This is a genomic window from Streptomyces sp. NPDC054794 (assembly GCF_053611585.1).
The window spans coordinates 108,726-122,943 of the sequence record NZ_JBSHAQ010000020.1; the positions used below are offsets into that span (position 1 = coordinate 108,726).

A 14,218-nucleotide genomic window follows, 5' to 3' on the forward strand; every position below is an offset into this window, starting at 1 on the left:
ATCAATCGATCTTGTGAATGGCGTGCGCGCAACTCTACGGCGTGAGAAGGGCGCCGTACGGGAAACGTACGGCGCCCGTGTGGCGTTCCTGGGCGGAACGGCGGGATCACATTCCGGCGATCAGCTTTTCCACCCGGTCGTCCACGGAACGGAACGGGTCCTTGCACAACACGGTGCGCTGTGCCTGGTCGTTGAGCTTCAGGTGCACCCAGTCGACCGTGAAGTCACGGCGCTGTTCCTGTGCCCGCCGGATGAAGTCGCCGCGCAGCCGGGCCCGAGTGGTCTGCGGCGGAACCGACTTGCCCTCGAAGATCTTCAAGTCGTTGCAGATCCGGGTGGCTTGGCCCTTCTTCTCCAGCAGGTAGTACAGGCCACGACGGCGGTGGATGTCGTGGTAGGCGAGGTCTATCTGCGCGACCCGCGGATGCGACATCGTCATGTTGTGCTTGGCCCGGTACCGCTCGATGAGCTTGTACTTCATCACCCAGTCGATCTCGGTGCCGATGCGGTCGAGGTCCTCGGCCTCGATCGCGTCCAGCGTGCGGCCCCACAGCTCCAGGACCTGCTCGACCGTGCCGGTGCGGATGCCGCGGCGGTCGCAGAAGTCCACGGCCTTCTCGTAGTACTCGCGCTGCACCTCAAGGGCGGAGGCCTCCCGGCCGCTGGCCAGGCGCACCTTGCGCCGGCCCGTGATGTCGTGGCTGACCTCGCGGATGGCCCGGATCGGGTTCTCCAGGGTCAGGTCCCGCATCACCGTGCCCGCCTCGATCATGCGCAGCACCAGGTCGGTGGCGCCGACCTTGAGCAGCATCGTCGTCTCGGACATGTTCGAGTCGCCGACGATGACGTGGAGGCGGCGGTAGCGCTCCGCGTCCGCGTGCGGCTCGTCGCGCGTGTTGATGATGGGCCGGGAGCGGGTCGTCGCCGAGGAGACGCCCTCCCAGATGTGCTCCGCGCGCTGGCTGACGCAGTACACGGCACCACGCGGTGTCTGCAGCACCTTGCCCGCGCCGCACAGCAGCTGCCGGGTCACCAGGAACGGAATGAGGATGTCGGCGAGCCGGGAGAACTCCCCGTGCCGTGCCACCAGATAGTTCTCGTGGCAGCCGTAGGAGTTGCCCGCCGAGTCGGTGTTGTTCTTGAAGAGGTAGACGTCGCCCGCGATTCCCTCCTCGTGCAGGCGTCGTTCCGCGTCCACCAGAAGCCCTTCGAGAATGCGCTCTCCGGCCTTGTCGTGGGTGACCAGTTCGATCACATTGTCACATTCGGGTGTCGCGTATTCCGGATGTGAGCCCACGTCGAGATAGAGCCGGGCGCCGTTCCGCAGAAAGACATTGCTGCTACGACCCCATGACACGACACGGCGGAAGAGGTACCGCGCCACCTCGTCAGGCGACAGGCGGCGCTGTCCCCTGAACGTGCACGTGACGCCGTACTCGTTCTCCAGCCCGAAAATGCGGCGGTCCATGACTGAACATTACGCCCGATCCCCTGAGCTGAAACGGGGTTCGGCAGCACGATTTGGATCAGTTTCCGATGAAGCCGCAACAACCCCGCTCCCCGCGGGAGCTGCGAGGACCCGTCCGGTGGCCATGAGAACCAGCAACGACACGGCGCCCGCCACACCGGGCACGGCGAAGCCCCACAGCGCGCCACCCTCCTGGACCACGGGGCCCGCCAGGCCCGTTCCCACGGACGCGCCCACGGTGAACGTCGTCACGAGCCAGGAGAACGCCTCGGTGACCGTCCCGCTCGGCGCGTGCCGGTCGACGATGACGAAGGCGCAGGCGATGGCGGGCGCCAGGAACACCCCGGCGAGCGCCGTGAGCAGCACCATGGCCACCGCACCCGGCATCAGCATCAGCGGCAGGTAACACACCGCCAGAAGGCCCACCAGCACCCTCAGTCGCCGCTCCGGCACACCACTCCACTGCCGCGCCCCGTACACGGTCCCGCCCAGCAGCGCGCCGAGCCCCAGGGCCGCCATCAGCCAGCCGTACACCGCGTCGCCGCCGTGCTCGTCGGCGTACGGCACCGAGGCCACGGTGATGGAGCCCAGCGCGGTGCCCACGAAGAAGAACGAGGCGAGCAGTGCCAGCAGTCCGGGCGACCTCAGCGCGCCCAGCCAGTGGGCCTCACGGGGCGCCGAACGCCACGCGCGCGAGGGCGCCGACACGACCACGGAGAGTGCGCCGAGCACGCCCAGGGCGTTGAGCACGAGCAGCGCCGCCCGCTCCGACCACAGCGACGCGCACAGGGTCACCAGCAACGGGCCCACGGTGAACATGACTTCCTGCGCCACGGCGTCCATGGCGTACGCGGTGTGGACCTGCTCCTCCCGGCGCAGGACGCTCGACCACAGGGCGCGCAGGCCGCCCTCCAGGGGCGGGGCGAACAGCCCGGCGGCCGCGACAGCGGCGTAGGCGAGGGGCAGCGGGTCGGTGCCGGCGAAGGCGAACACCGTCATCGCGAGGGCCGACAGGACGGCGGCGGGCAGCTGCACCCGCGGCTGTCCGTGCAGGTCCACCAGCCGGCCCAGCAGCGGCTGCCCCACGGCGTTGGCGACGCCGTAGACGGCCGCCAGCGCCCCGGCGAGGCTGTAGGTGCCGCCCTGCGCGCGGACGAACAGCACCAGGGCGATGGCGGCGGTGGCGTTGGGCAGCCGGCCCACCAGCGTGCCCACCAGCAGCCGGGCCGCGTGCCTCGCCCTGAGGATCTCCAGGTATCCCGCGGCCATCCGTAGTCCTCCACCGGCTCGCCCGTAGGGCTTTTGGCCCCACAGGTGTTACGTATAACGTCCTCGTCCATACGTACCATGTGCGCTGTTCACACGTCCATACGAAGGAGCGCACCCCCCGTGGCACGCAGCAGTACGCGCCCGACGAGCCGTGACGTCGCCCAGGCGGCCGGTGTCTCCCAGGCGGCCGTCTCGCTCGTGCTGGGCGACAAGTGGCGCGGACGGGTCTCCGAGACCACCGCCGAACGGGTACGGCAGGCCGCGCGCGAGCTCGGCTACCGGCCCAATCTGGCCGCCCGCAATCTGCGCCTGGGCCACACCCGCACCGTGCTCCTCGTCGTACCCGCGCTGACGACCGAGTTCTTCGCCGGCGTCTACACCGGCGCGGCCAGGGTCGCCGCGCAGCACGGCTTCGGCGTCGTGCTCTACCCCTCCCCCGAGGGCATCGGCCCGGCCCGCAACCCCTTCGCCTCCGCCCAGGCCGCCCTCGACGGCGTCATCGCGTCCTCCATGGCCGCCGACGCGCTCACCGCGATCCGCGGCGACCAGCTGCCGCTGGTGATGCTCGACAGCGACCCGGAGGGCAGCCTCGGCGCCGCCACCGTGAACCTCGACATCGCCGACGGGGTCCGCCAGGTCGCCGAGCACCTGCTGGACCTGGGCCACCGGCGCTTCCTGCACCTGGCCGCCGACATCGCGTCGTGGACCTTCGAGGTACGCGCCCGGGAGCTCGCCGCACGGGTGGGGGCCGTCGCCGGGACAGACGTACGCACGGTCCGGGCGCCCATCTCGATCGAGGGCGCCCTCGCCGCCACCGAGGCCGCCCTCGCCGCACCCGGCCCCCGCCCCACGGCACTGGTCTGCGACGACGACAAACTCGCGGCGGGCGCCTACAAGGCCCTGCGCCGACTGGGCCTGCGCGTCCCGGACGACATCTCGGTGACCGGTCTCGACGACCTGGCCCTGGCCACCGCCATCGACCCCGAACTCACCACCGTCCGCCTCGACGCCGAACTCTTCGGCGAACACGGCATGCGAGCCCTCCTGGCCGTCCTGGAAGGCGAGGAGCCGGAGAACGGCGACATCCCCGTACAACTCGTCGTACGCGGCTCGACGGCCCCACCACGGGCCTCCTGACGCACAGGCGCGCCCCGGCCGATGGTGGTCGGTCGGGGCGCGTCCGGGGTGAGGTGGGTGAGGTGCAGGGAACTAGTCCTCCTCCTCGGCGCTTTCCGCCTCCGTGGCCGCGCCGTCCGCCTCCAGGAGGCGGGAGAGCTGGCGGCCGACGATGCGCTTGAACTTGCGCTGCTGGGGGCGGGTGCGGTCCAGGACCGCGACCTCCAGGCGCTCGGCGGGGATCTCCCGCTCACTGCCGTTCGTGTCCCGGGACAGGGCCTGCACGGCCAGCTTGAGCGCCTCCGCGAGGCTCATGCCGTCCTGGTGACGCTGATCGAGGAAGCTGCTGATCTGCTCCGCGTTGCCGCCGACCGCGACCGAGCCGTGCTCGTCCACGATCGAGCCGTCGTGCGGCAGCCGGTAGATCTGGTCGCCCTCGGGGGTCTCGCCGACCTCGGCCACGACCAGCTCCACTTCGTACGGCTTCTCGGCCGCGCTGGAGAAGATCGTGCCCAGCGTCTGGGCGTAGACGTTGGCGAGACCGCGGGCGGTCACGTCGTCCCGGTCGTAGGTGTACCCGCGCAGGTCGGCGTAGCGGACGCCGCCGATGCGGAGGTTCTCGTACTCGTTGTACTTGCCGGCGGCCGCGAAGCCGATCCGGTCGTAGATCTCGCTGAACTTGTGCAGCGCGCGGGACGGGTTCTCACCGACGAACACGATGCCGTCGGCGTACTGCAGCACGACCAGGCTGCGGCCACGGGCGATGCCCTTGCGGGCGTACTCCGCCCGGTCGGCCATGGCCTGCTGGGGGGAGACATAGAACGGCGTCGACACCGGTTATCCGTCCCTTTCTGTCGAAGTCACTGCGATCACCTGGAAACAACCGGCCGTCGGGCTACAGCAGCGCGGCCCGCGGGCCGTCCGGCTGCTCCAGCCGTCGCTCCAGGACCGCGCGAGCGATCTCGGAGGCCTCGTCCTCGGTGAGTCGGCGGAAGCCGTCCTCGGTGATCACGGTGACGAGGGGGTAGATCCGGCGGGCGACATCGGGACCGCCGGTCGCCGAGTCGTCGTCTGCCGCGTCGTACAGGGCCTGGACCACGAGCGTCGTGGCCTGGTCCTCGGTGAGGTCGTCACGGAACAGCTTCTTCATGGCGCCCCGGGCGAAGATCGAGCCGGAGCCCGTCGCCGCGTAGCCGTGCTCCTCGGAGCGGCCGCCCGTGACGTCGTAGGAGAAGATCCGGCCCTTGGCCCGGTCCACGTCGAACCCGGCGAACAGCGGCACGACCGCCAGGCCCTGCATGGCCATGCCGAGGTTGGAGCGGATCATGGTCGACAGCCGGTTGGCCTTGCCCTCCAGCGACAGCTGGGCGCCCTCGACCTTCTCGAAGTGCTCCAGCTCCAGCTGGAAGAGCTTGACCATCTCGACGGCCAGACCGGCCGTGCCGGCGATGCCCACGGCCGAGTATTCGTCGGCCGGGAAGACCTTCTCGATGTCCCGCTGGGCGATGACGTTGCCCATGGTGGCCCGGCGGTCACCGGCGAGCACGACACCGCCCGGGAAGCTCACGGCGACGATCGTGGTGCCGTGGGGCGCCTCGATCACACCCTGGGTGGGCGGCAGCTGCCGATTGCCGGGCAGCAGCTGCGGCTGGTGATCGGACAGGAAGTCCATGAAAGAAGAAGAACCTGGCGTCAGGAAGGCAGCTGGTAGACGCCCGTTGCCACGAGTATTGGCTTCCACGAGTTTCCTTCCAGATAGGCGGCGGCCCGGCGTACGGCGTCGGGATCGTCGCCCAACTTGCCGATGGCCGAATTGCAGTTGAAGCACAGTACGCCACGGACCCTACCCGTCTTGTGGCAGTGATCCACATGTACGGCGGGAGCCGACAGACAGATCACACAGAGTCCGCGTTGCGCGGCCACCATCGCGTCACGCTCGGCTTCGGTGAGGCCGTAGTGGCGCTTCAGATGGTGCGCGCGCGCCTCGATTGCCCGGCACGCCTTGCAGCGCGTAGACAGACCATCGGAGGCCGTCCTGTTGCGATCCCATTCGGAGTGCGGCTTGATCTCCCCGCAACGCTGGCAATACTTGTGCCCCTCGGGTGCGGCCACCCTCGGGCGGGGCTTCCTACCGCGGGCATCCTGGCGCTGCCGGTAGTACGCCGCCGAGCACTCCCGGCAGTACGCCTGGAGTCCGTCACGCATCGCCTTGTTACTCGCGAAGGCCGCCCGCGGCTTGTCCTGCTTGCACCGCGAGCAGCGCTTCACGCCTTCACTTTCGACCAACCCCAACCCCCCACCGCAACCTTCGAACCGAAGGTGAAATCACTCTCCACCCTTCTGAACGAAGGAGCGCACGAAGTCCTCGGCGTTTTCTTCGAGCACATCATCGATCTCGTCCAGCACCGAGTCCACGTCGTCGCTCAGCTTCTCGTGCCGCTCCTTGAGGTCCCCGGAGTCCTGCGCATCCTGCGCCTGCTCCTCGACCTCCTCGGTGGAGCGCGTCGCCTTCTGCTGGCCGCCGCCGGTGTCCTTGGTCGCCATAACCCTCACCCCGCTCAGTTCGCCCGACATGGTCGACAGGTCGGCATTCCTGCCGATCGGTGATGATCAGACCCTACAAGCCGGGTCCGACATCGGCCCCGCAGTTTCTCCAACGTACGGGGGCCACCTCGATGATTCCCGGGCGCCGGGATTTCCACCCCGTGCGCCCGGTGCGCCCACCGCGCCGGCTCATCCGCCGGACAGGACCCTGACCAGGTCTTCCGCGGTACGGCAGCGGTCCAGCAGTTCCTTGACGTGATTACGCGTTCCGCGTAGCGGTTCCAGGGTTGGGACGCGCTGGAGGCTGTCGCGCCCGGGGAGATCGAAAATGACCGAGTCCCAGGACGCCGCGGCCACGTCGTCGGCGTACTGCTCCAGGCAGCGGCCCCGGAAGTAGGCCCGGGTGTCCTCCGGCGGCTTCGTACGGGCCCGCTCGACCTCCGCCTCGCCCAGGAGCCGCTTCATGCGTCCGCGGGCCGCCAGACGGTTGTACAGGCCCTTCTCGGCCCGCACGTCGGCGTACTGGAGGTCGACCAGGTGCAGCCGGGCGGCGTCCCAGTCCAGGCCGTCGCGGCGGCGGTAGCCCTCCATGAGCTCCCGCTTGGCCACCCAGTCCAGCTCCCCCGCGAGGCTCATGGGGTCGTTCTCCAGGCGGTTCAGGGTGTCCTCCCAGCGGGAGAGGACGTCCTTGGTCTGCTCGTCCGCGTCGGCGCCGAAGCGCTCCTCCACGTACTTGCGCGACAGCTCGTAGTACTCCATCTGCAGCTGGACCGCGGTGAGCGTGCGGCCGCTGCGGAGGGTGACCAGGCGCTTGAGGCCGGGGTCGTGGGAGACCTGGTGGAGGGTGCGTACGGGCTGGTCCACCGCCAGGTCGACCGCGATGAAGCCGTCCTCGATCATGGACAGGACCAGGGCGGTCGTGCCGAGTTTCAGGTAGGTCGAGATCTCCGACAGGTTCGCGTCGCCGATGATCACGTGCAGCCGGCGGTACTTCTCGGCGTCCGCGTGCGGCTCGTCGCGGGTGTTGATGATCGGGCGCTTGAGGGTCGTCTCCAGGCCGACCTCGACCTCGAAGTAGTCCGCGCGCTGGCTGAGCTGGAAGCCGTGTTCGTGGCCGTCCTGACCGATGCCGACGCGGCCCGCTCCTGCGAAGACCTGACGGGAGACGAAGAAGGGCGTGAGGTGGCGGACGATGTCCGAGAAAGCGGTCTCCCGCTTCATCAGGTAGTTCTCGTGGGTGCCGTAGGAGGCGCCCTTGTTGTCGGTGTTGTTCTTGTAGAGGTGGATCGGCTGGGCGCCGGGCAGCTGGGCGGCGCGCTCCGCGGCCTCGGCCATGATCCGCTCGCCTGCCTTGTCCCACAGGACGGCGTCGCGGGGGTTGGTGACCTCGGGAGCGCTGTATTCGGGGTGGGCGTGGTCGACGTAGAGACGCGCGCCGTTGGTGAGGATCACGTTGGCCAGGCCGATGTCCTCGTCGGTGAGCTGGCTGGAGTCGGCGGCCTCGCGGGCCAGGTCGAAGCCTCGCGCGTCCCGCAGCGGGTTCTCCTCCTCGAAGTCCCAGCGGGCCCGTCGGGCCCGGTGCATCGCCGCCGCGTAGGCGTTGACGATCTGGGACGAGGTGAGCATGGCATTGGCGTTGGGGTGGCCGGGGACGGAGATCCCGTACTCCGTCTCGATGCCCATTACTCGCCGTACGGTCATGCGGCCCTCCTTGCCCGGCGGCACCCTCGGTCGTGGGCGCCGCTCACGTACCGCTGGCGCTCCGGTGCGTGTGCGGTGCCCGTCCCCGCACTGCGCGACTCGGCGGTAGGAAAGAGCCTAGAACGCCTTTGCACTGGTGGGGAGATCATTTGCGTCATTGCCTGCTCCAGCCGTGGGCCGAAAAACAGTCGGCTGCGGGTACCCGCCGAGGGCACCCGCAGCCGCCCTGCTCTTACAGGTACTGGCCGGTGTTCGCCACCGTGTCGATGGAGCGTCCGGTGTCCGCACCCTGCTTTCCGGTGATGAGGGTACGGATGTAGACGATCCGCTCGCCCTTCTTTCCGGAGATTCGGGCCCAGTCGTCCGGGTTGGTGGTGTTGGGCAGGTCCTCGTTCTCCTTGAACTCGTCCACGCAGGCCTGGAGCAGGTGGGAGACGCGCAGACCCTTCTGGTTGTGTTCGAGGAATTCCTTGATCGCCATTTTCTTGGCGCGTCCGACAATGTTTTCGATCATGGCGCCGGAGTTGAAGTCCTTGAAGTAGAGGACTTCCTTGTCGCCATTGGCGTAGGTGACTTCCAGGAAGCGGTTTTCCTCGGATTCGGCGTACATGTGCTCGACCGCCGTCTGGATCATGCTCTGGACGGTGGTTTCCTTGCTGCCGCCGTGTTCGCCGAGGTCGTCGGCGTGCAGCGGGAGGCGCTCGGTGAGGTACTTGCCGAAGATGTCCTTGGCCGCTTCGGCGTCCGGACGCTCGATCTTGATCTTCACGTCGAGTCGGCCGGGGCGCAGGATGGCGGGGTCGATCATGTCCTCACGGTTGGAGGCACCGATCACGACCACGTTCTGCAGGCCCTCGACACCGTCGATCTCGGCGAGCAGCTGGGGGACGATGGTGTTCTCCACGTCCGAGCTGACGCCGGAGCCGCGGGTGCGGAAGAGGGATTCCATCTCGTCGAAGAAGACGATCACGGGGGTGCCCTCGCTGGCCTTCTCCCGTGCGCGCTGGAAGACGAGGCGGATCTGCCGCTCGGTCTCGCCGACGTACTTGTTCAGGAGCTCGGGGCCCTTGATGTTGAGGAAGAAGCTCTTGCCGGCGGCCTGCCCGGTGACCTCGGCCACCTTCTTGGCGAGCGAGTTGGCGACGGCCTTGGCGATGAGCGTCTTGCCGCATCCGGGAGGTCCGTAGAGCAGGACTCCCTTGGGCGGACGCAGTTCGTGCTCCTTGAACAGGTCCGGGTAGAGGTACGGGAGCTCGACCGCGTCGCGGATGGCCTCGATCTGGTTGCCGAGGCCGCCGATCTGCTCGTAGCCGATGTCGGGGACCTCTTCGAGGACGAGCTCCTCGACCTCGCTCTTGGGGACGACCTCGTAGACGTAGCCGGAGCGGGGTTCGAGCAGCAGGGCGTCGCCGGGGCGGATGGTGACGTCCAGCAGCGGCTCGGCGAGCCGCACCACCCGCTCCTCGTCGGTGTGCCCGAGCACCAGGGCGCGCTCGCCGTCCTCAAGGATCTCCTTGAGGGTGACGATGTCCCCGACGCGCTCGTACTCCATGGCCTCGACCACGTTGAGCGCCTCGTTGAGCATGACCTCCTGGCCGCGCCTGAGGTCGTCGAGGTCGACGCTGGGGCTGACGTTCACCCGCAGCTTGCGGCCGCCGGTGAAGATGTCGGCCGTGCCGTCCTCGTTCGCCTGCAGGAAGACACCGAAGCCGGCGGGCGGCTGTGCGAGCCGGTCGACCTCTTCCTTGAGTGCCACGATCTGGTCGCGGGCCTCGCGGAGCGTGTTGGCGAGCCGCTCGTTCTGGGCGGACACGCCGGCCAGATTGGTCTGCAGCTCGACGATCCGCTCTTCGAGAATCCTCGTGTGTCGCGGAGAGTCGGCGAGCTTGCGTCGCAGGACGGCGATCTCCTGCTCAAGGTAGGCGATCTGCCCGGCCGGGTCTTCGGACCCTCGTCCCGGGCGGATGCCGCGGTTCATGTCGTCGTCGTGGGCTGCCACGGTCCTCACCTCCTCCAAGGGGAGCTGGACGCTTCCAGACCCTACCTGGGTGGGTGTCGATTGAAACCCCTAGATCACAAAGACTGTCAAGGAGTGTCCGATCTTCACCCTTGCGCTCTCCCTCACGCCAGGGGAATACCCACCGAACATGATTGGGAAGCCGCCAGAGGTAGGCTCGAACCGTTCAACACCCGTCAGAGCTGGCCGGATTCCCGTGCAGCTCGGCGCAGAAATGGCAGGAGACATGAGCGTGCAGCAGGAGACCCGAAGCGGCGACGATGCGCTGGAGGTCTGGATCGACCAGGACCTGTGTACGGGCGACGGGATCTGCGCCCAGTACGCGCCCGAGGTGTTCGAGCTGGACATCGACGGACTGGCCTACGTGAAGGGTCCTGACGACGAGCTGCTGCAGGCCAAGGGGGCAGTGACGGCGGTGCCGTTGCCGCTTCTCGCGGATGTGGTGGACTCGGCCAGGGAATGCCCGGGCGACTGCATCCATGTGCGTCGGGTTCTGGACAAGGTTGAGGTCTACGGGCCGGACGCGGAGTGACCCTTGGGGCACGCGCCGTGAGCATTGTCTGATTTCTCACACCCCCGGGCCCGCGCCCGGGAGTTTCACACGCTGTGGGCCGCTGCGGGCGTGGAGCGGATGAACGCGCTCCCGTTCCACTGCCACTTGGCCCCGGTCCGCACGTCGGGGCAGCAACTCGGCACGTCGGACGTGGAATAGCCGAGCAGGGTCGCGGTGACGGCTCCGGCGCGGACGCTGAAGTCGGTGACCGTGAGCCGGTCCTTGGGGTCGACGAGCGTGGCGACGACCCGGGGCCTGGTCGCCCCGGCGGCCTGCGTGAGGACGTAGACGGCGTCCGGCGGGGTGCCCATGGCGGCGTCGCAGTGCGCCACGACGACTGTTTCCGGCCGGCCGTCGCCGTCGAGGTCTCCGGCGGCCTTCTTCTTCACCACGACCTTCACTGGACCGCATTCCAAGGGGAAGTCGACCCCCGTGGTGGCGGGCGGGGCGACGGCCGAGGGGGCGGACTGCGTCCTGGTGCCGGCGGCGGGCGGGGCTGCCTTGGCCGAGCCCGGCTGCACGACGGAGGAGAGGGCCACGACGCCGGCGACAGCGGTCGCGGTGGCGACCCAGTGAAGGGCGCGGGCGTCGGTGTGCGCGAGTTCCGGGACGGCGGAGTGCTGCACTAGGAGTGTCTCCTGCGGTGGCTGTGCCGGTGGGGGTGGCCAGCATGGTGCCACACGTCACAGTGGCGGGGAACGGTGGGGTCCGAGGTTCCTGCGGCTCGTGCCGTGCGGATCCCGGTGTCCGGTCAACGCGCGGGCGCCGTGCCCCAGTTCCCGAACCGTCCGGGGAACTCGAGCACGGCGCCGTTGCGTTGGTCGCGGTGCGGGGCTCGGCTCAGCGGCCGGCGCCGCCGTCGGCGTTGGGGCCGGCGTAGTCCTCGCCGTAGGCACCCTTGGCGGGGCGGCGGCGGCGCATGGGCGGCTCGACGCCGTCCGCGAGGCGGCGGGCGGTGAGCAGGAAGCCGGTGTGGCCGATCATCCGGTGGTCCGGGCGGACGGCCAGGCCCTCGATGTGCCAGTTGCGGATCATCGTCTCCCAGGAGGTCGGCTCGTTGAAGCAGCCGATCTCGCGGATGGACTCGACGGTCCGGGCGAGCTGGGTGGTGGTCGCCACGTAGCAGCACAGGATGCCGCCGGGCACGAGTGCCTTGGAGACGGCCTCCAGGCACTCCCAGGGGGCCAGCATGTCGAGGATGACGCGGTCGACGTCGGTGTCGCTGAGGTTGTCCTGGAGGTCGCCGACGGTGAGCTGCCACGCCGGGTGCGGGCCACCGAAGTAGCGCTCGACGTTCTGCTGGGCGATCTCGGCGAAGTCCGCGCGGCGCTCGTAGGAGTGCAGCATGCCCTGGTCCCCGATGGCGCGCAGCAGGAAGCTGCTGAGCGAGCCGGAGCCGACGCCTGCCTCCACGACGCGGGCCCCGGGGAAGATGTCGGCGAAGGCGAGGATCTGTCCGGCGTCCTTGGGGTAGACGACGGCCGCCCCGCGGGGCATGGACAGGACGTAGTCGGGGAGCAGGGGGCGCAGCGCGAGGTAGGCGACGTTTCCGGTGGTGCGGACAACGCTGCCCTCGGGAGCGCCGATCAGCTCGTCGTGGGGGAAGGATCCCTTGTGGGTGTGGAAGTTCTTCCCGGCTTCGAGCGTGAACGTGTAGTGGCGGCCCTTGGGGTCGGTCAGCTGAACCTGGTCCCCGACCTTGAAGGGCCCGCGCCTGCGGGCGGCACCGGTCGGTTCGGACATGTGAACAGCCTACCGGTCCCCGCGGGCCCCTCGGACCACGCCGTTTCCCCGCCCTTGGGGGGCTCGTTACGCGGGCCTGGCCATCGCCTTGACGAAGGCGCGCTCTACGTCGGCGGCGGACAGGACGCCGTAGATCTCCCCGGTCTCCTCGACGACGAGGTACTCCGTGGCCGGGGTGGCCCGCAGGGCGTCGAGGAGGTCCTCGCCCGCGAGTTCCGCCGAGACGCGCATGCCGTCGGTGAGGTCCTGGGCCAGGCCGCTGACGGCGACCCAGGGACGGCGGTGTTCGGGTACGCCGACGATGGCGGCCTCGCGGACCAGGGACAGGGGGTTGCCGTCGGCGTCGACGACGACCAGGGCGCGGGCCCCGGCGGCGTTGGCGCGGCGCAGGGCCTCGGAGAGCGGGGTGTCGGTCTCGACCGGGACGGCCCGGCGGGTGAGGTTGCGGGCGCGCAGTTCCGGGAGGTGTTCGCGCAGGCGCGCCATGCGCAGGCTGTTGCCGGCTCCGGTCCAGATGATCGCGGCGAGGATGGCGGCGAGCAGGGCGTCCGTGACGGTGTCCATGCCGCTGATTTCCTCGTGGCCGGAGCCGAAGGTGCCGGACTGGTTGAGCAGCGGGAGGCCGATCAGGACGGAGATGGCGAGGGCGCGGCCGACCCAGGCGGCGGCCACGGTGCCGCTCATGGGCTTGCCGGTGATCTTCCAGACGACGGCGCGGAGCATGCGGCCGCCGTCGAGGGGGAGGCCGGGCAGGAGGTTGAAGGCGGCCACGATGAGGTTGGAGATCATCAGGCCGGCCAGCAGGACGCCGGGGACCGTGCCGGGCCTGACGGGCTGCATGGCGAGGTAGAAGATCCCGGCGAGGACGAGGGAGAGCAGCGGGCCGACGAAGGCCAGCACGAACTCGCGTCCCGGTGTCTCGGCCTCCTTCTCGATCTCGGAGACGCCGCCGAAGAACTGGAGCTGGATGCGGCGGACCGGAAGCTTGTAGCGGATCGCGGCGACCGTGTGGGCGAGTTCGTGGACCAGCACGGAGGCGTAGAAGGCGACGGCGAAGAAGAGGGAGACCAGGTACCGGGCGGCGCCGAGCTCGGGCAGCACCCGGTCCAACTGGCCGCCGAACACCCAGGTGATCAGGGCGGCGACGAGGAACCAGCTCGGCGCCACGTACACGGGCACGCCGAAGGGCCGGCCCATCAGCAGGCCGCCCCCGGGTTCCCTCGGTCGCTGCGGCGGCCGCCCCTTGGCGATGCCGGAGTCGGCGTGCGAGCGGTCGGGGTGGGCGTCGGGGGCGGGGGGCGGTTCGGGGTGGGTGCGGGGAGCGGGTCTCGTGGCGGCCGGGGGGACCGGGGCCGTCGGGGCTTCCTCGGCGGGCTCGGGCTCGCCGTCGACGTCGGAGGCCGTGGCCTTGTCAGCGTCCGCGGCCTCGCCCGCGTCCGGACGGTGGGGTGCGTTGTCGTCGTGCTCGGCGGGCCTGTCGGCCTCGTCGCGCGCGTCCACCGGATCATGCGCGTCGTGCGGCTTCGCCGCGTCGTACGCCTTCGCCGCCTCGTGCGTTTCCGTCTCGGAGGGCGCGGGCGGTCCGGGGACGTCGCTGGTGGCGGCGGAAGGCGAGGTGCCCGCGTCCGGAGCCGGGGCCTGTGCGTCCGCGGCCCGGTCGGAGGCCTCGCGAAGGGGCGGCCCGGGGTGTTCGGTGGCCGGGGCCGTAGGATCCGCGGAGTGCTCGGCCGGCCTGTCGTTGCCGGACCGCGGCTGCCCGCTCCCGCCGCTCACGTCCACGGTTTCCCCTCGTTCGATCGTCCTCCGC

13 protein-coding genes are annotated in these 14,218 nt (G+C 69.7%); 2 read left to right on the forward strand and 11 right to left on the reverse strand.

The genetic code is table 11. The annotated features are described in order from the left end of the window. Positions 1–106: 106 nt before the first annotated feature. Positions 107–1,468: a Pup--protein ligase gene (gene pafA, locus ACWGKT_RS22400; RefSeq protein ID WP_453275064.1), complete on the reverse strand. Its 1,362-nt coding sequence runs from the start codon at positions 1,466–1,468 to the stop codon at positions 107–109. A 9-nt stretch (positions 1,469–1,477) separates the two neighbouring features. Then, positions 1,478–2,737: an MFS transporter gene (locus ACWGKT_RS22405; protein WP_356143895.1), complete on the reverse strand. Its 1,260-nt coding sequence runs from the start codon at positions 2,735–2,737 to the stop codon at positions 1,478–1,480. Between the two features lie 120 nt (positions 2,738–2,857). Here ACWGKT_RS22405 and ACWGKT_RS22410 point away from each other — a divergent pair, with 120 nt between their 5' ends. Next, complete coding sequence (locus ACWGKT_RS22410) at positions 2,858–3,874, forward strand: LacI family DNA-binding transcriptional regulator (RefSeq protein WP_453275065.1); 1,017 nt, start codon at positions 2,858–2,860, stop codon at positions 3,872–3,874. A 72-nt stretch (positions 3,875–3,946) separates the two neighbouring features. Here the strand turns inward: ACWGKT_RS22410 and prcA are convergent, their stop codons facing one another. The 6 genes from prcA to arc all read right to left on the reverse strand — a co-directional run bounded on the left by prcA (position 3,947) and on the right by arc (position 10,097). After that, positions 3,947–4,687, reverse strand: coding sequence for a proteasome subunit alpha (prcA, locus tag ACWGKT_RS22415; RefSeq protein ID WP_235458130.1), 741 nt, complete (start codon positions 4,685–4,687; stop codon positions 3,947–3,949). Positions 4,688–4,748: 61 nt separating this feature from the next. Next, positions 4,749–5,594 (reverse strand): proteasome subunit beta, encoded by an 846-nt coding sequence (gene prcB, locus ACWGKT_RS22420; protein ID WP_453275066.1) that lies wholly within the window; start codon positions 5,592–5,594, stop codon positions 4,749–4,751. Then, positions 5,546–5,965, reverse strand: coding sequence for an endonuclease VII domain-containing protein (locus ACWGKT_RS22425; RefSeq protein WP_453275067.1), 420 nt, complete (start codon positions 5,963–5,965; stop codon positions 5,546–5,548). Before ACWGKT_RS22425 ends, prcB begins: the two co-directional genes overlap by 49 nt. Positions 5,966–6,178: 213 nt before the next feature. Next, positions 6,179–6,397, reverse strand: coding sequence for a ubiquitin-like protein Pup (locus tag ACWGKT_RS22430; protein WP_356143903.1), 219 nt, complete (start codon positions 6,395–6,397; stop codon positions 6,179–6,181). A gap of 189 nt (positions 6,398–6,586) precedes the next feature. Further along, positions 6,587–8,098: a depupylase/deamidase Dop gene (dop, locus tag ACWGKT_RS22435; protein ID WP_453275068.1), complete on the reverse strand. Its 1,512-nt coding sequence runs from the start codon at positions 8,096–8,098 to the stop codon at positions 6,587–6,589. Between the two features lie 232 nt (positions 8,099–8,330). After that, positions 8,331–10,097, reverse strand: a complete 1,767-nt coding sequence (gene arc / locus ACWGKT_RS22440; RefSeq protein WP_235458126.1) for a proteasome ATPase — start codon at positions 10,095–10,097, stop codon at positions 8,331–8,333. 244 nt (positions 10,098–10,341) lie between these two features. Here arc and ACWGKT_RS22445 point away from each other — a divergent pair, with 244 nt between their 5' ends. Beyond that, entirely contained in the window at positions 10,342–10,647 is a 306-nt protein-coding gene (locus ACWGKT_RS22445) for a ferredoxin (RefSeq protein WP_453275069.1), read from the forward strand. 65 nt (positions 10,648–10,712) lie between these two features. Here ACWGKT_RS22445 and ACWGKT_RS22450 read toward each other — a convergent pair whose 3' ends face one another. The 3 genes from ACWGKT_RS22450 to ACWGKT_RS22460 form a co-directional block, all read right to left on the reverse strand. Next, positions 10,713–11,294, reverse strand: coding sequence for a hypothetical protein (locus ACWGKT_RS22450; RefSeq protein WP_453275070.1), 582 nt, complete (start codon positions 11,292–11,294; stop codon positions 10,713–10,715). Between the two features lie 214 nt (positions 11,295–11,508). Further along, a complete protein-coding gene (locus tag ACWGKT_RS22455) occupies positions 11,509–12,411 on the reverse strand; it encodes a tRNA (adenine-N1)-methyltransferase (protein ID WP_055492728.1) in 903 nt (300 codons plus the stop codon). A gap of 66 nt (positions 12,412–12,477) precedes the next feature. After that, complete coding sequence (locus tag ACWGKT_RS22460; RefSeq protein ID WP_453275071.1) at positions 12,478–14,190, reverse strand: site-2 protease family protein; 1,713 nt, start codon at positions 14,188–14,190, stop codon at positions 12,478–12,480. Positions 14,191–14,218 lie beyond the last annotated feature (28 nt).